Genomic DNA, 16,471 nt, shown 5'->3' with positions numbered 1-16,471 from the left:
TTGTTGGTGCACCGCGACTAAAAATTTCATTGTCGCTAATGGGTGCAAGAGAAAAATTGTCAGACCACTTGCTGAATTGATTAGCAAAGTAAGTGAATTATTTAACAATGCAGACGAAATGTCGCAAGCATCGTTGACACAGTTTAAATTTGAGAGCGTGTGAAGCACCGATAAGTTTCCGCAAGTTTTTATTGAAGTAAACTTGCCTAAACCGAAAGTAACTGCCTAAGGCAGCGCAATTTAAACAAGCGCCTTTCCAGTTAAAGATCTCAACGTAATCGACAAACGATTACCAGCTTCACCGCAGTATTGCGAGATTGTTACCACCAGAAGAATAGAAGGTGGAATATTGAGTGTGTTTTTTCTGTTTTTTAAAGAGCGCACCTTTTAGTAATAAACCGTTATTTTTTGCGGGCTATAACACTAAAATTATGGTTTTATGCCACTCACTATATTGGCCAACCTAACAAGCAAGCACTACCTCCTCCCAAGCTAAAACCGTACTCACGGCGCTGCACAAATCCTCCGCAAACTTTAGGATTTGTTTTCCACATGAAAAGAATGCTCATTAATGCAACTCAACCCGAAGAGATGCGCGTAGCCCTCGTTGATGGCCAGCGTCTTTACGATCTAGATATAGAAAACCGAACTCGTATACAAAAGAAAGACAATATTTATAAGGGCGTAATCACCCGCGTCGAGCCCAGTCTCGAAGCAGCCTTTGTTGATTTTGGCGCTGAACGCCATGGTTTTTTACCACTGAAAGAAATTTCCCGCGAATACTTTTACCGTAAACCTTCCGATGTCCAAGGTCGGTTTAAAATAAAAGATGTCGTTAAAGAAGGTACAGAAATAATTGTACAAGTGGATAAGGAAGAGCGCGGTAATAAAGGCGCTGCGCTCACCACCTTTATCAGCCTGGCAGGTCGTTACTTGGTGCTTATGCCCAACAACTCCCGGGCCGGCGGTATCTCACGCAGTATCGAAGGTGAAGACCGCATAGAACTAAAAGAAGCCTTAAGTAGCATGACAATACCCAATGGCATGGGAACCATCGTAAGAACAGCAGCCTTAGGCCGCAGTGGTGAAGAGTTACAGTGGGATTTGAACTACCTCAGCCAGCTATGGGAAGCCATAGTGAACGCCTCTAATGAGAAAAAAGCGCCATTTTTGCTACTTCAGGACAGCAATGTCGTTATCCGTGCTATTCGCGACTACTTACGGGATGATATTGATCAGGTATTAATCGATAACCCTGATGCCTACAAAGACGCCATGAGTTTTGTTACTCAAATTATGCCACATTACCAGAGCCGCGTGCGCCTTTATGAAGACCCAGTGCCGCTGTTTAATCGCTACCAAATTGAAAGCCAAATCGAAACCGCCTATCAGCGAGAAGTGCAGCTCCCCTCGGGCGGCTCTATTGTTATCGATCCTACTGAAGCACTGGTTTCAATTGACATTAACTCTGCTCGTGCCACCAAGGGCGGCGATATCGAAGAAACCGCACTGCAAACTAACCTCGAAGCTGCTGATGAGATTGCTCGTCAATTACGCCTGCGTGATATGGGCGGTTTAATCGTCATCGATTTCATTGATATGAACCCCGCGAAAAACCAGCGCGCAGTCGAAAACCGGATGCGCGATGCTCTCAACATTGATAGAGCACGGGTTCAAGTCGGCCGAATCTCACGCTTTGGACTACTGGAAATGTCCCGCCAACGTTTACGCCCATCATTGGATGAGACCAGCGCCAAAGTGTGCCCCCGCTGTACTGGGCAGGGTACTATCCGCGATACCAAATCGCTGTCTCTATCAATTCTTCGTTTGGTCGAAGAAGCAGCTAATAAAGAGCGCAGCGCAGAAGTTCGTGCCTTAGTACCTGTAAATGTAGCTTCATATCTACTAAACGAAAAACGCGAACCGATTCTGGATATTGAACAGCGCACCAGCGTTCGAGTCGTGATCGTACCAATTCCGGAATTGGAAACTCCGCACTTTGAAGTGCAACGTTTACGAGATGATGAAATCAGCAGCCAAGTTGCGCTGAGCTATAAGATCCAGGTCGACCAGCCTGATGAAAATAGCCCGCAACAAAGGGCAACAGCCCCGATGCAGCAAGCTGCAGTGCAGGCAGTCAATCAACAGGCACCAGCACCCGCTCCCGCGGCGCCTGCACCAACAGAAGCTGTAGCTACGGCAACACCGGTAGCAAAGGCCCCCGGCTTTTTATCTAAAATTATTAGCCTCTTTGCAACTGAAAAAACAGAAGAACCTAAAGAACCTAAAGAACCTGAAGTAAAAACCGAACAAGAGTCACGGCCCAACAATCGTAATCGCAACCGCAATCAAAGCCGTGGCAACCAACAAGGACGCAATCGTAATCGCAATCGCAACAATGAACGTCGCAAAGATCGTGATGAAGACGGCGGCTCAAACAGAAACAAAAACCGTGAACAGCGTAAATCGGAACCCAAAGCTGACCCTAAGCCGGCCCAGGAAGAAACGACTTCAGCAACGGATAGCAATGAGGATAAGCCACAACGCCGCCCCTCAAATCGCAAGCCACGTAACTCGCAGCGTCGCCGGAACAGAGGCCCACGCACTGAAGCTACCGACAATGAAGTGAATACGAATAATCAGCAAGAAGCTGAGGATAGCAACGCAGCCACTAAAGCAAAGCCAATTGAAAAGATTCAGGACCAACAGGCTGTTGCCACTGAGGAGGCAACTGAAGGCACTGCGATCGCCAACCAAGAGCAACAAGCAGCGCCGGAAACAGCGCTTCAACAGGAGCAACCTACTGAAGCTGTTGTTACCACAGCTGAGGAAGCTACCGATGAAAAAGTCGCGTCGCCTGCCAGCAGTGATGATGAGGTAAGTGCTATAACGAAAGAGGTCATTGAGCAAGCTGTAATCGAACAACCGATCAGTGAAACTGCCTCAGTTACTGAAACCTCCGAGCCGCCAGCTGTAGAGGTTATTCAACCTGCAATCGCCATCCCTGAGGCTCCGGCAAAAACAAATACTGCCACCGTAACCAAGCCCCAAGGCCGCGCGGCAAATGACCCTCGCTTAACACCTAAAGTCATTACGGAAGTGGCGATTGTCACGCAGCTATTGGATACCGCACCGAAAGAACCAGCAGCACCAACACTTCCGGATGCCAATAAACCAAAAGCCGAGCGCGCTCAAAACGATCCAAGGATCAAACGTCAAGCGTAATTGATCAAGCTTAAAAGCCCGGTATTAACCGGGCCTTTTTTTGCTCATTGATTATAAAACAGCCTAAATAACAGTTATCAAAACAATAGCTTAGCTGCAAAGACATATTCACTTATTACAGTAAAAGCCCTTGTCTATAGAACAAAGCTATGTATAATTCCGTCCGTGTTGAAAGGACGCCTAGCGTATTCAATTCGTTGATATAACGCCAAGCAACGTTATTTATCCGTGCCGACAACAGCACCGATTTAGTAACCTACCGATCTTGAACGTCATATTGCACCACAATCCAATTTACCGATTAAATGGATTAGTTAAACAGCTGAAGTTATCAGTATTGATAATACTTATAGGCATGCAACTCAAGATCGAACAAGTCTAATGCGGCTTAAAAAATACAGCATTACAGTTATGGTGAGGTGGCTGAGTGGCCTAAAGCACCGGTCTTGAAAACCGGCGAGGGTAATACCTCCGAGAGTTCGACTCTCTCCCTCACCGCCATATAAAAAAAGCCCGGCTAATTTGCCGGGCTTTTTTTATGCGTTTGTAAACTGCATCTGCTCAGCTAGCCACAACTTACACCTCAACCTTGGCGATACTTCTGTTTTTTCTTTCTGCCTAACCAATATAAAAACCCACGACTAAAACGCCTTAGCCCAGGAAAAAAATAGCCTACAGAGGTAAGCAAGGCACTAGTGCGTGGAAGACAGATCTCCACAGCGTCACCGCGAGCGATGCTAACTACCGCATCAGCGACTTGCTGCGGACTACTCATCCCTTGCGAAAACACAATATCCTCTACCTGATCAATATCATTCATAATAAAGCCTGTATCAATTGGACCAACAGACACGACTCCCACATGCACTCCGCTACCACGCAACTCATCGTCCAGTGAATAAGCGAACGATCTAACGGCTGCCTTGGTTGCTGCATATATTGAAGCGCCTTGCAGGGGCGCCCTACCAGCTAATGAACCCACCATGATCACAGCGCCACCGGATTGCAGTAAATAAGGAAGACATTCTGACGTGAGTTGAACGGGCGCGCGCAAATTCACATCAACCATAGCGCTCAACTCACGAGGGGAGCGCGTGCTAAAATCTCCGCGATGATGCAAACCGGCGTTATTGACTAGAATATCTATCTTTCCAAAATACTCGAGACACTGCTTAACCAAGTCCGTACACGCCTGCTGATCGGCGACATCGATTGTTAGAGCCAATACTTTGACCTGTGGACTTAATTCCTTGGTCATTTTTTCAAGCGCTTCGGCACCTCTGGCAACTAACACTAAATTTGCGCCGAGCCCCGCAAAAGTCCTAGCACAGCTAGCGCCTACCCCGGCCGATGCGCCGGTAATAATTACTGTTTTATCAGTAAACATGGCAGCGTCCCCGTACAAAATAATTAAGTAAGAATATCTCGATGTTAACACTATCGCGCAAGCAGTGAGTCCGCCATAGTATTTTATCCTGAGAAACCTTCAAACAACCGGCAGAAAATAGCAGAAGAAATCAAAACCCTAAGCACACTAGCTTATTGTACTTGCCGCCTAACACCACCACGATGGCGCACAAAAATATTACCAATCAGGCATTAAATCCACCCATTGAAAGTAGGTTAGCGAATCATCTTGCCAATTTGCTGTAACATCGCAGCCACTACTATCTCCTGTTGCTCTGCTCGAGTGATAGCCGGCGCCCACTCTTCCTCGTAACCCCCACCAGCAAAAGAGCCAAAATACATATGCTGCCCCCCTGGTATCGGAATCCACTGGCTATTAACAGGGAATAGATCTCTGACCACTGCAAACTTTCGCGGCGGCAAGGCATCAGGAGTGGCTCGATGAATCAGCGTGACTGGCAGTGGCGAATCAACCAATGAGCTGGATTCCGGAGGATGAGAATCCCAGAGAATAATCCCCGATAACAGCTGTGGATTATTTGCAGCAAAACGCCCTGCCATAGCTCCGCCCAAAGAATGGCCAACAATAATCCAATGTTTAATGTCCGGATAGGAATTGATCACCTCTGCAGCCACATCGGGCGACAGAATAGCCATACCAAACGGCATCGCCACAGTGACACTAAAGTAACCTGCAGAGGCAATTCTTCTTAGCACTGGCGCGTAGCCGGAAATATCGCAATAAGCACCCGGGTAAACAATTAAACCGGTATGAGTCGTATTGTTCGCGGGCGTCATCACCATCCAGTCATTCACCTTAACTGTGACTTGCTGATCGCCCACTATTGCCGCCAGTGCTTGCTGGTCTGGAGCGGCGTAATTACTAGTGGAGTTGTATTCCAGCCAGGCGTAACTGCCAACGACAAGAATAATTAAAGCAACGAGACCAATTTTTATTATTTTCATAAAGTAATTTTATAGTTATTAAACAATTATAGGCTATTAAATAAATGGCTAATTAGTTAGGCTCTGTACTCTGCATTAGCAAGGACAGTATCAAGATGATAACAGTATTGCCAGATTGGATTAGACAACAGCCATTATTATTTTTATTCACCTTTATCCTCCCTTGCAGCACTTTCGCCAATAGTGAGTGGCCACAGATCGATGCCAACAACACTGAGTTCTGTCAGACTGTACAACAAAAAATCTCCAACACCAAAGTACCGAGTCACAACACCCTGCTCACCGATATGGCCTCTTTTCGTCATGCAAAACCCGCTATAGATCCACTGACTATTTATCAAGTTGTGACCTACCAGCAAAGCTTACCCGTCATGGTGTCATGCAAAGTAAAAAGCGCCGATCATATTAGAGAACACTATGGGGCCAATGCTGCTGGAGAGCAGCAGCATTGCACTGATATAGCTAAATTGACTATCGCCAAAGCGATATCAGAATTACAAATGACCAATACCCAAGCCGCACATCAGGCAGAAAAAATACAAGTCAATAACATTGCACCGGGAGTCACTGGCCGCAGCTATCTTGCTTCTTTTCAATTGTCATATCTGGATGACGCGGGACGAGTCTATTTAAATGCGCCCGGCCTATTAACCCGCTGGGAAGATTGGCGCTTTTATTTATTCCCCAACAAACTGCGTGGTCAGGTTTATTGCCATATTCCGACCACTGAATATATCAAAGCACTGGCTCTGGGCAAAATTGAACCGGGGCTAGAGGTAACGACAGAGGATGATGCACCGACACAGCCTTGGTAATACCAGACAAGTAACGTGCTATTGTTAATACCCAGCTGCTTGTAACAACATCGAGAATTGCAGTCTTAACCTGACAAAATGAAATGGATATAAGTAACCGCTTGATAAGGGTGGCGATCCAACCAGCCACATCTCGGCACACATGTCAGTAACTACCGTTGCTCCCTTCCGGGCCTGGCGGGGTTTGCTACCTAATGTTGCGAGAGGACCAGAAGGACCACCATAAAGACATTGAAACTCGCTATGCACTAAACAAAAAACTGGCTTGCTTCAAAGGCCGCGTATTGTGCTTAAAATTGTAACGCCATGCAAGGGGCTTGACGGCACAATACAGGCAAAAATTTTAACTTTATTAATTCGTTTTCCCAGTCGGTGGAAATTTAGCCAATATTGCGGTGACAATTTCATCTACAAACACATCACGCTCCTGCGGTGTTCTAGTCTCACTTAACCGCCGCCCCGCTATTCCACGCCAAATTAACCCACTATTTGCCGGGTCGACGACATCCAGCATAAAAGTCCCCTGCTGATACTCACGTACGGTTGTGTGCTGGCCACCAAAACTGTTGTAGCCAAAACATCCCCAGCAAGGATAATAACCGTAGCCTGCATGAAAGGTATCAACACTGAGCTTGGTTTTACTGCTGACATGATAAGTAATTAAAAAATCGACCGCGGTATCGCCTTCAGCCTTAACGAAGCCTTGCGCCGCTAATTGCCGCTCAACCGCGCGTTGCACGCGCATATTCATCAAGCTGTTATCCACCAAAGGATCTACAACCAATTTCTGCTTTGGTTCAAGCCATGCATAGTGCTTCAACTTGCCGAAATTGCGCGAAGTATCATAATCAGTATTAACCACAACGCCCGTACAAGCGGTCAAGCTAGTAACCAGCACTAGCAATAGGTATTTTGCGAAAATGTTCATCATTGTTATCCTCTGCCAATGGCTGTAGATGATACGCGATAACACAGTATAAAACCACATAGCGTATCCTAATCCATCACACATGAGACCGCATAAGCCTGATTCAGTTCAAGCCTCGATCTTATCTGCCGACGGCCAATGCACGCCACAGCGCTGACAGGTAAACCCGGACTGACCCTTGCTGAGTATAGCGTTGCTAACTATCCATCCCTGCTGCTGCCGCTGCAAACAGTTAGGGCATTTATGCATGACTACTTCACAGCGATGGCAAGACCATCGTGCCACCCCGCCTGAGCTGTCAACCAAGCGCCGGACTGTTCGTCGCTCACAATAGTGGCAATCTAATAACAGCGTCTCAGCCTGGCACTGTCGACATGCGAAAACTTCCTGCCGGCGGTCAAAACGGACCAGTCGCATTTCACCTTCAGCACACTGATTACATTGCATTCGTTTTCCTATGCATACTTATTGCAAAACCAAGTAAAAAGCAGCATTGCCACGCTTGATCCTTAAAACGAGACGCTGTTTGTATCGTGCCGCCAACTCACGTAAATCATCGACCGAATTCACTGCATAGCGATTTACTGAAAGAATCACATCACCGGCACGAAGGCCCGAGCTGGCAGCCCTGGAGCCCTCCGCCAATGCAGTGACCTCTATGCCTCCCTGCTTGGAAACTTGTAAGCTAGCACCTTCAAGGGCCGGGTGTATTGTGGCACTAGATATCTGCTTACTTACCGCCTCCGCCACTGTAGCCTTAACGGTTTTGCTGCGGCCTTCACGTAAAATAGTAAGGGACACCTTCTCACCAATTCGACGCTGTCCAATTTCATTACGCAACTGGGCAGAATTCTCTACTACATCACCATCCACGCTAATCACCACATCACCCGCTCTCAAGCCAGCCTTGTCAGCAGCCGAGTTCAACTGAACTTCGGCAATCAAAACCCCCTGCTGCTGTTTATCAATAGCAAAAGCCTCGGCTAAATCGCGAGTCAAATCCTGGATAATAATACCTAGCTGGCCTCGGCGAACTTCTCCGTGCTCGACAATTTGATCAATACTTGATTTAGCCATATCCGCAGGAATAGCAAAGCCAATACCAATGTTACCTCCCGCAGGCGCTATAATAGCGGTATTGATACCCACTAACTCACCTCTTAAATTTACCAGCGCACCGCCAGAGTTACCGGGATTAATTGAGGCATCTGTTTGAATAAAATTTTCATAACCCTCTATTCCCAATCCGCTGCGCCCCAAGGCACTCACTACACCCGAGGTAACACTCTGCCCCAAGCCAAAAGGGTTGCCAATCGCAATCACAAAATCACCAACACGTAACTTATCAGGTTTAGCCATTGGCAATGCTTTTAATTCACCAAACTCTTTTAGCTTAAGCACAGCAATATCTACATCGGGATCCGAACCAATCAATTCAGCTTGATAGGAACGCCCATCCTGAAGGCCCACATGTATCTCATCAGCACCATTAATCACATGATGATTGGTAACTACGGTGCCATTTTTTGCATCAGTAATAACGCCAGAGCCCGCACTCTGTGTTTTACGGGTATGCGGTACTTGCTGGCCTGGAGGTACATTAAAAAAGCGCCTGAAAAAAGGGTCTCGTAATAGCGGGTTTTGCTGCAATGTTTGTGTTGTATAGGTTGAAATATTAACCACAGAAGGTGCCACCTCTTCGACCAATGGCGCCAGACTGGGGAGCGGCTGCCCTTGACTATCCAATGCCGGTAACATCGACCAGGATAAATTGGGTACTAACATCATCAGAAATAAAAACCCAAACGCAGGACCAAACATTGATCGCATAAAACACTCCTTACAAATTGTTAATTAACTGTTTTATAGCTTGTCGAATATGGGGATCTTAAAAGCAAAGACAAGTAGTAAGCACGCGCTTTAGAGTCTACAAATATATTATATATCCGTAACAGCCAGAATTTTTTATTCATCTATAATAAAATCGCAGCGAGTCCATTAATCCCCGAGAACTAAAATATGCCCCACTATGCCAATGATCGTATCTGTATCCGTGATATTGCCTACCTTTATGCTAATGCAGTCGACCAACGAGACTATCCATTATTTGAAAGCATCGTTACTGAAGATGCCAAAATATATGGCCCGGAATTTTGTTTTAACGGTACCGATGAAATTATTGCAGGAATGAGCGCGGTAGAACAATTCAAGCGTACCTTTCATGCCGTACACAATCACATTGTTACCATTGAGGATGATATTGCAGAGGGCGAGATTTATTGTGTAGCCACACACATCTACGATAAAGACGGTATCGAGAGAAAACTGGATTGGGGCATCCGCTATCAGGATAAATATCGACGAACCGATGCAGGCTGGCGCTTATATGAAAGGGAATTAATACTGGATTGGAGCCAGGACTTACCGACAAAAGGCGAATAAAACCAGGCTAGCTGGCAGGCAACACTTTTATTTTTTAACTATCTGCTGATCCGACAACAATAATATTGCTAAAATCAAGTGAGCGCGATGCAAATAACATTGAGACAAGCTGCCTGTCGACTAACATCATTCTACTGATAGAAATATTCAAAACAAACTAAGCGAGCATAAATCTTTACTAACATAATAATTAAAACCAATACAGACATGATGTATGCAAGGGTATTTTAACTATCGTATGACTATCTATTAATCCCACGAAACTGTGAGCTATTAATATCTACTGGTAGATATTAATAGCTCGGAAGAACTACAGCCACTAGACACCAGGCTGGCAAATTAAAAACTTTTTCGGGGTAATTCCACCGACATAAAATTGCCCCGCAAATTCTGCCGCCACACTGGAAGCTGACAAATCATCTCCCAGACTGGTAAATAAATCCACTGGCTCAGCTAAACGACCATCAGCAGCAACGGTATCCACAGGCAATAAATAAATTTGGGACGGAGCCGGCTTATCCCCATTACTGGTAAAATGGCTAATGAGATCAATCACTTTAGGATGACCCGCAACCCACACCGAACCATCCGCAGCCACATCAATATTATCAACACCCATTGCCAAAGGAATAGACTGCATAAACGTTAAAGCACCTGTAGCCATATCGCGACGATAAACCTCTAGCGTCTTACTGGAAGTACCACCAATATAAAGCGTATGTCCATCGGCACTGCGATTAATTCCACCGGAAGTAGGGAAGTTTTCCAATACTGGCTTGGCAGACTCACCGTCAAAATACACAATTTTAGCCAGTGACATAAGACCCATCATCTCCATGCCTTTTTCAAAGCCTGTCGTTGCGCCGGAATCATTGGCGACGTAAAACTGTTCCATACCGACAGCGACCAAATCATTGGGAGAAAACAATAATTCATGTTTGATGGTTTTAACATGCGCTAGAGAGTGATCTGCCGCGACATCGAACAATTCAATTGACTCCTCCCCCGAATGGCGATGGTTAATCACAAATAATCGGCGCAGACCTTCCGGAGATTGATACAAACTAATACCGTGGGGACTAAAATCATCCAATGAGGATATAGGCAGCATATCGAATTGCTTTGCTGCTTTGCCTAAATCATAAACAGAAATTGTGCCATTATTTTCAGCGCCACTAGCGGCTCCCAATCGATCTTTGGCCGAGATAAACATGACACCTGCCTGCCGATCAATATCTATATCTTCAGCGCTCCCCTCACCAGTGACAGTTCGGCAACTACCAGCAAAATGCGGCTCTATGGATTTAAAGCCATCCATCGACCAATACGACCAGATAGAAAAACCTGCGACTAAAATCACTAGAGAAAGTAATATTTTTTTCATCAAAGATACCGCCACTAAATTAATTATTGTCGTGCGACTCAAACAAGCCAAGCACTCAAGTCTATACACTGAGACCAAAGTTCAGCAAGCAACTCTGATTTAAGATTTATTAACAGCGTAATTACTGATAGAGCTCGAGAAAGCTAATAGTGGTCCCGTCCCTACTTGCAAGGTCATGATAGATAGGCAGCGAAGAAAATACGATGAGCGCGGTTAATACCGCCAAGCCCATAATCGAGCCACGAATCTTAGCCGGCCACATCGCACTGAGCAGCCCGTAGGCATAGGCTATTCCAGCTATGACCAACACAGCGATGATACCTTGCGCAACTAACAACCAGGAAAAAGTGCTAAACGCCATGACGAATAAGACGGTAGAGCTATACCAACCTTCGAAATAAAAAGGCATTGGCAGCAGCACTATTAGTGACACCGCTAAAAACCAGCGCGCGGTCATGACTGGCACAGTAAACTCCCGATAAGGTAATAACGGTTAATTGCCTGCCACTTAACCAAAACGCATATCCGCAACAAAGGGGTTGGTCTGCCGTTCCTGACCAAAGGTAGAGGTCGGCCCATGACCGGGAATAAAGGATACATCATCGCCAAGCGGCCAAAGCTTCTCTCTAATAGACCGGATTAACGCTTCATGATCACCCATCGGGAAATCGGTGCGTCCTATGGACCCCTGAAAGAGGACATCACCAACAATAGCCACTTTAACCCCGGCATGAAAAAACACCACATGCCCAGGTGTATGTCCCGGACAGTGTTTAACATCCAACGTTTGTTCACCAAATTGTACTGTGTCACCATCGTGCAGCCAGCGATCGGACTCAAAAGCCTCAGCATGAGGAAATCCAGACATCTCACACCACTCTGGTAGTTTATCAATCCAGAAACGGTCGGCTTCATGCGGACCTTCGATAGGTACGTTATATTTTGTCCGTATGTCGTCAGCAATTGCGCAATGATCCATATGGCCATGGGTCAGCAGTATTTTCTCTAACTTCACACCTAGCTGCTGAAGCGCTTGCTCGATTTTATCTAAATCGCCCCCGGGATCGACTACCGCTGCTTTTTTAGTCTGCTCGCAGACCAAAATTGAGCAGTTCTGCTGATAGGCAGTGACAGGGACAATAGCGCACTTCATGGAAACTCTCACAACAATAGAAACTGGCCGCGAAGAATAGCATAAATGACTAAAAAGACCTTGGGAATCATTGATATGGAGTTGCTAAAGGTACCGTTCTCCAGTACATTAGCGCCCCTCTTTATGGCCTATCGCTTATCCCGTTAGACCAAACTCTGGTGAGTTGTCCGAGTGGCTGAAGGAGCACGCCTGGAAAGTGTGTATACGCAAGTATCGAGAGTTCGAATCTCTCACTCACCGCCATTTCCTCCAGTTATGATGAATCCTGCTGCAAAGGTGGCACTAGTTTACCGTATACCCTATAAAGCCCTATATAGTTTTGAAATGCCCGCAGTTAAAGCCAGACTCGAAATCTGAATCAGTTTGCGATGGATGATATTTCACAAGCAGGCTAAATGAGTAGTAGCGTACTACTATCGACGGGCTGTACTTAGAAAATGACAAGAGAAAATGGAGCGGAATATCGGGTTCGAACCGACGACCTGTACCTTGGCAAGGTACCGCTCTACCAACTGAGCTAATTCCGCATTCTACTGACGGCTAAACAATATCGTAAGACACTGTATTCAATCATCAACAACTAACACATTGTCCCGATTGTGCCCAAGCAACAACTAAAACCATAAGCTGTTGATTACATAGTAAAAAATTGGCGTCCCCTAGGGGGTTCGAACCCCTGTTACCGCCGTGAAAGGGCGGTGTCCTAGGCCTCTAGACGAAGGGGACGCATCAGGTCTTCAGCGGTGTCCGTTGAAGAGGCGCGCATAATAAGAAGCTTCCTTGCAAAGGTCAAGCCCCATTGTAATTTTTTTCTATAAGTTGCTGTTTTTATGGCTTATTAGCTAAAAAATAATCGAAAAAAAGCTAGACTATATACTGTAGTAACAGCGACTGTTATAAAGCCTATGTATTTCACTTAGCTATACGAGAGTAATTATGTCCACCACCGTTATCGTCGGCATCATCACGATTGGTTTGTTCATCCTGGTGACCCTTGCCATCACCATGCAGACTATAGATAAAAACAACAAAGAAAAACGCCGCCTTGAAGCCGCGCTAAATTCCCGTTCACGCAACTTCGACTATATGCTGGATGGCTTCCCTGAAGGTTTTCTCAGCCGCGATCTGCAAGTGTTAGTCTGTAACTGCTTGGTAGAAGTCTATTCTCAACTCTACCAAATTAACTCCAAGAACAAGGACTATAAAGACAAACTCGATAAAGCCAATATGCGGATGGCCGAATGCAAGCAAAAACCGGCGAATGCTCCTAGTGTTACATTAAGCGACCCGGAGCAAATCAAAGAAGTCCAGAAAATGCTGACTAGTTTGTTTAATTTTATTGCCAAACTAGCTGCCAGCGGCAGGGTTAACAGCAAAGAGGCTAAAATCTATGGCCAACAAGTGCGTCGTTTAATTGTACAAACTTCAGTTGATGCACTGGCTGAACCGATACAGAATGCCATAAAGCAAAGCAAGCCGCGGCTTGCCATTCACTATTTGCATATGATTATCGAAAAAATGAAAAAGGAAAACAACGACGGCTTCTATACCGATCGAATTAACCAGTACACTGCAAAAATTGCCGAACTAGAAGTACAGGCAACCAAAGTTGATGCTAAAGAAGACCCTAATAGAGCAGCAGCTGACGCAGAATGGGATGAGCTGAATAAACCGGATGACACCTGGAAAAAGAAAGCGGTATACGATTAATTAAGCTCAGTAATTCACTGTCATTGCCAGCATCCGGCTGATTTGACACAAAGGCCGCCCACTCTGTTCCATCCACTGATTAAATGCGGCCTGAACCTTGGCTAAATCTTTCTGGCTCGTCGGTTTTTTATCGACAATACCCTGGGCTATTAAAGCCACAACGACATCCTCAGTTAAAATAAACGTATCTTTGCCGACCATTCTTAAAAAGGAAGCCGCAGAGTTGCCGCCCATTTGACTGCCCTGCTTCTTCAATGCCGTCCATAAACCAACCACATCATCACTGTGCCACTGCGCTAACCAATGGCCAACACTCTGATATTCCTCAATGATAGCCAGTAAGAAACCCGCATTGACAGGAACCGATTTAATCTTGCCCCAATGACGAATGATTGCGGTATTCGCCATCAAAGCATCCAGTTCATCATCGCTCATCATCGCTACCCGACGAGGGTTAAACTGGAAAAAGGCTTGCTCAAATGCGGGCCATTTAGCATCCACTAAGGCATGCTTTAAACCCGCTCGAAAAATCCGCCGCGACATGGCTGACAAATAAAAACTATCTGATTGTTTAATCAGCTGGCTGGCTGTTTTAGGCGTTTGTAACAGCGCCTCGAATTTTCGTTCGTCACCGTACCGCTCCAATACGTGATGATAAATAAAATCAAAGTCCTTCATTACTCCCCATCAGCCTGCAAAGTCAATGAAGCAGAATTAATACAATAGCGTAAGCCGGTTGGCGCGGGACCATCATTAAAGACATGCCCCAGGTGCGAGCCACAACGCTTACACATTACCTCGACCCTGACCATGCCGTGAGAGCTATCTCGGTCTTCAGCAATAACTTCAGCGGAGACGGGTTGATAGAAACTGGGCCACCCTGACCCCGAGTCATACTTTGTTCCGGATTCAAACAAACTATCGCCGCAGCATTTACACAGATAAACCCCCGGAGTCTTGGTATCCCAATACTCACCACTGAATGCCCGTTCAGTTCCCTTTTGACGGCAAATAGAAAATTCTTCTGCGCTTAGCTGCTGCTTCCATTCCTGCTCAGTCTTCTCAACATTACTCATAATAAACACCCCAATAATCTATTTCTTTTCACTAAACCCTCATAAACCGAATGGATAGATGGCGTGAATCATTTTTTTTTCTTAAACTAGCCTTTTACTTCACCGGCAATAACCGGTTTATAACTTTTACAGGTCACCCCTTGAACAAGCCAGCCATCACAAAATCCAATAAACTCGCTAATGTTTGCTATGACATCCGCGGCCCCGTGCTGATAGAGGCCAACCGCATGGAGGAAGAAGGCCATCGTATTTTAAAATTAAATATCGGCAACCCCGCTCCATTTGGCTTTGATGCCCCGGATGAAATATTACAGGATGTTATTCGACTTTTGCCTAGCAGCCAAGGGTATTGTGAATCCAAAGGCTTATATTCTGCACGTAAAGCGGTCATGCAACACTACCAGCAACGCGGCTTGCTAAATGTAGACATTGATGACATATACCTAGGCAATGGTGCCAGTGAACTGATTACCATGTCGATGCAGGCCTTACTTAATAATGGCGACGAAGTATTGATTCCAGCTCCTGATTACCCGCTATGGACTGCTGCTGTGTCTTTATCAGGGGGCAAACCCGTACATTATATATGTGACGAGCAATCAGGCTGGTTTCCTGATGTAGAGGACATGCGCAGTAAAATTACTGCTAACACTAAAGCTCTGGTGATTATCAATCCCAACAACCCTACCGGGGCTGTTTACTCCGAAGATTTATTACTGCAGATTGTGGCCCTTGCTGAAGAACACAATTTAATTATTTTCGCTGATGAGATTTACGACAAAATTCTTTACGACGAAGCCAAACATATTCCAATGTGTACGCTAACACACAATGTGCTGTGCGTTACCCTAAATGGCTTATCAAAAGCCTATCGGCTGGCAGGTTTCCGCAGTGGCTGGATGCTATTAACCGGTGCCAAGCATCGCGCCAAAGATTATATCGAGGGTTTGGATATACTTGCGAATATGCGGCTGTGCGCCAATGTTCCTGCTCAACATGCCATTCAAACTTGCCTGGGAGGCTACCAAAGTATCAATGATCTGGTCCTTCCCGGTGGCAGGTTGCGTGAACAGCGCGATGTTGCCTATGATTTAATCACTAAAATACCGGGCGTTAGCTGCGTGAAACCAAAGGGGGCCATTTATATGTTTCCCAAACTGGATCCCAAAATATTTGACATCGAAAGTGATGAAAAATTAATTCTGGATTTTTTGCAACAAGAGAAAATCCTATTGGTACAAGGTACCGCTTTTAATTGGCCAACACCGGATCATTTTCGTATCGTGTTTTTACCAAGAGTCGATGATTTAACTCATGCCATCACCCGACTTGAAGAGTTTTTATCCCGTTATTGAGTAGTAATTA

15 protein-coding genes, 4 tRNA genes and 1 other RNA gene are annotated in these 16,471 nt (G+C 45.7%); 7 read left to right on the top strand and 13 right to left on the bottom strand.

Annotation, left to right across the window (positions count from 1 at the left end; all coding sequences use genetic code 11):
- The first annotated feature begins 552 nt into the window (after positions 1 to 552).
- Together rne and UNITIG_RS16125 are read left to right on the top strand one after the other, a co-directional pair.
- The gene (gene rne, locus UNITIG_RS16130) at positions 553 to 3,225 is read left to right on the top strand and encodes a ribonuclease E (protein ID WP_101759413.1); all 2,673 of its coding nucleotides are present in this window, start codon (positions 553 to 555) and stop codon (positions 3,223 to 3,225) included.
- A 413-nt stretch (positions 3,226 to 3,638) separates the two neighbouring features.
- A tRNA-Ser gene (locus UNITIG_RS16125) sits at positions 3,639 to 3,726 on the top strand.
- Between the two features lie 82 nt (positions 3,727 to 3,808).
- On the opposite strand, the gene UNITIG_RS16120 is transcribed toward UNITIG_RS16125, so the two are convergent.
- Both UNITIG_RS16120 and UNITIG_RS16115 read right to left on the bottom strand, forming a co-directional pair.
- Positions 3,809 to 4,612 (bottom strand): SDR family oxidoreductase, encoded by an 804-nt coding sequence (locus UNITIG_RS16120; RefSeq protein WP_101759412.1) that lies wholly within the window; start codon positions 4,610 to 4,612, stop codon positions 3,809 to 3,811.
- 236 nt (positions 4,613 to 4,848) lie between these two features.
- Entirely contained in the window at positions 4,849 to 5,598 is a 750-nt protein-coding gene (locus tag UNITIG_RS16115) for an alpha/beta hydrolase (RefSeq protein WP_101759411.1), read from the bottom strand.
- A gap of 95 nt (positions 5,599 to 5,693) precedes the next feature.
- On the opposite strand from UNITIG_RS16115, the gene UNITIG_RS16110 reads away from it, so the two are divergent.
- Positions 5,694 to 6,413, top strand: coding sequence for a hypothetical protein (locus UNITIG_RS16110; protein ID WP_101759410.1), 720 nt, complete (start codon positions 5,694 to 5,696; stop codon positions 6,411 to 6,413).
- Positions 6,414 to 6,530: 117 nt separating this feature from the next.
- On the opposite strand, the gene ffs is transcribed toward UNITIG_RS16110, so the two are convergent.
- The 4 genes from ffs to UNITIG_RS16090 form a co-directional block, all read right to left on the bottom strand.
- Positions 6,531 to 6,627: signal recognition particle sRNA small type (ffs, locus tag UNITIG_RS16105), an RNA gene on the bottom strand.
- Positions 6,628 to 6,765: 138 nt separating this feature from the next.
- On the bottom strand, positions 6,766 to 7,344 hold the full coding sequence (locus tag UNITIG_RS16100; protein WP_159931177.1) for a DUF4136 domain-containing protein: 579 nt from the start codon (positions 7,342 to 7,344) through the stop codon (positions 6,766 to 6,768).
- 105 nt (positions 7,345 to 7,449) lie between these two features.
- A complete protein-coding gene (locus UNITIG_RS16095) occupies positions 7,450 to 7,788 on the bottom strand; it encodes a hypothetical protein (protein WP_101759408.1) in 339 nt (112 codons plus the stop codon).
- Positions 7,789 to 7,806: 18 nt separating this feature from the next.
- Positions 7,807 to 9,171 (bottom strand): DegQ family serine endoprotease, encoded by a 1,365-nt coding sequence (locus UNITIG_RS16090; protein ID WP_235015461.1) that lies wholly within the window; start codon positions 9,169 to 9,171, stop codon positions 7,807 to 7,809.
- Between the two features lie 189 nt (positions 9,172 to 9,360).
- On the opposite strand from UNITIG_RS16090, the gene UNITIG_RS16085 reads away from it, so the two are divergent.
- Positions 9,361 to 9,783 (top strand): nuclear transport factor 2 family protein, encoded by a 423-nt coding sequence (locus UNITIG_RS16085; protein ID WP_101759407.1) that lies wholly within the window; start codon positions 9,361 to 9,363, stop codon positions 9,781 to 9,783.
- Between the two features lie 319 nt (positions 9,784 to 10,102).
- On the opposite strand, the gene UNITIG_RS16080 is transcribed toward UNITIG_RS16085, so the two are convergent.
- From UNITIG_RS16080 to UNITIG_RS16070, 3 genes are all read right to left on the bottom strand, one after another.
- Positions 10,103 to 11,167, bottom strand: coding sequence for an SMP-30/gluconolactonase/LRE family protein (locus tag UNITIG_RS16080; RefSeq protein ID WP_101759406.1), 1,065 nt, complete (start codon positions 11,165 to 11,167; stop codon positions 10,103 to 10,105).
- 121 nt (positions 11,168 to 11,288) lie between these two features.
- A complete protein-coding gene (locus UNITIG_RS16075) occupies positions 11,289 to 11,633 on the bottom strand; it encodes a hypothetical protein (RefSeq protein ID WP_101759405.1) in 345 nt (114 codons plus the stop codon).
- A 42-nt stretch (positions 11,634 to 11,675) separates the two neighbouring features.
- Positions 11,676 to 12,320: an MBL fold metallo-hydrolase gene (locus UNITIG_RS16070; RefSeq protein WP_101759404.1), complete on the bottom strand. Its 645-nt coding sequence runs from the start codon at positions 12,318 to 12,320 to the stop codon at positions 11,676 to 11,678.
- A 157-nt stretch (positions 12,321 to 12,477) separates the two neighbouring features.
- Here UNITIG_RS16070 and UNITIG_RS16065 point away from each other — a divergent pair.
- Positions 12,478 to 12,563, top strand: a tRNA-Ser gene (locus UNITIG_RS16065).
- A 208-nt stretch (positions 12,564 to 12,771) separates the two neighbouring features.
- Here UNITIG_RS16065 and UNITIG_RS16060 read toward each other — a convergent pair.
- Positions 12,772 to 12,847, bottom strand: a tRNA-Gly gene (locus UNITIG_RS16060).
- A 123-nt stretch (positions 12,848 to 12,970) separates the two neighbouring features.
- Positions 12,971 to 13,046: transfer RNA gene (locus tag UNITIG_RS16055), tRNA-Glu, on the bottom strand.
- 210 nt (positions 13,047 to 13,256) lie between these two features.
- Between UNITIG_RS16055 and UNITIG_RS16050 the strand changes: the two genes are divergently transcribed.
- Positions 13,257 to 14,030: a hypothetical protein gene (locus UNITIG_RS16050; RefSeq protein WP_101759403.1), complete on the top strand. Its 774-nt coding sequence runs from the start codon at positions 13,257 to 13,259 to the stop codon at positions 14,028 to 14,030.
- A 6-nt stretch (positions 14,031 to 14,036) separates the two neighbouring features.
- Here UNITIG_RS16050 and UNITIG_RS16045 read toward each other — a convergent pair whose 3' ends face one another.
- Positions 14,037 to 14,708 (bottom strand): DNA-3-methyladenine glycosylase I, encoded by a 672-nt coding sequence (locus UNITIG_RS16045; RefSeq protein WP_101759402.1) that lies wholly within the window; start codon positions 14,706 to 14,708, stop codon positions 14,037 to 14,039.
- A complete protein-coding gene (msrB, locus tag UNITIG_RS16040; protein ID WP_101759401.1) occupies positions 14,708 to 15,106 on the bottom strand; it encodes a peptide-methionine (R)-S-oxide reductase MsrB in 399 nt (132 codons plus the stop codon). The genes UNITIG_RS16045 and msrB overlap by 1 nt, the downstream gene beginning before the upstream one ends.
- A gap of 140 nt (positions 15,107 to 15,246) precedes the next feature.
- Between msrB and UNITIG_RS16035 the strand changes: the two genes are divergently transcribed.
- Positions 15,247 to 16,461, top strand: coding sequence for a pyridoxal phosphate-dependent aminotransferase (locus UNITIG_RS16035; RefSeq protein ID WP_235015460.1), 1,215 nt, complete (start codon positions 15,247 to 15,249; stop codon positions 16,459 to 16,461).
- Positions 16,462 to 16,471 lie beyond the last annotated feature (10 nt).

Origin of the sequence: Oceanicoccus sp. KOV_DT_Chl, assembly GCF_900120175.1 — a bacterium.
Classification (GTDB): Bacteria; Pseudomonadota; Gammaproteobacteria; order Pseudomonadales; family Dasaniaceae; genus Oceanicoccus.
The sequence above is the reverse complement of the archived record's forward strand: the minus strand, read 5'-3'. Positions and strand labels throughout refer to the sequence as shown.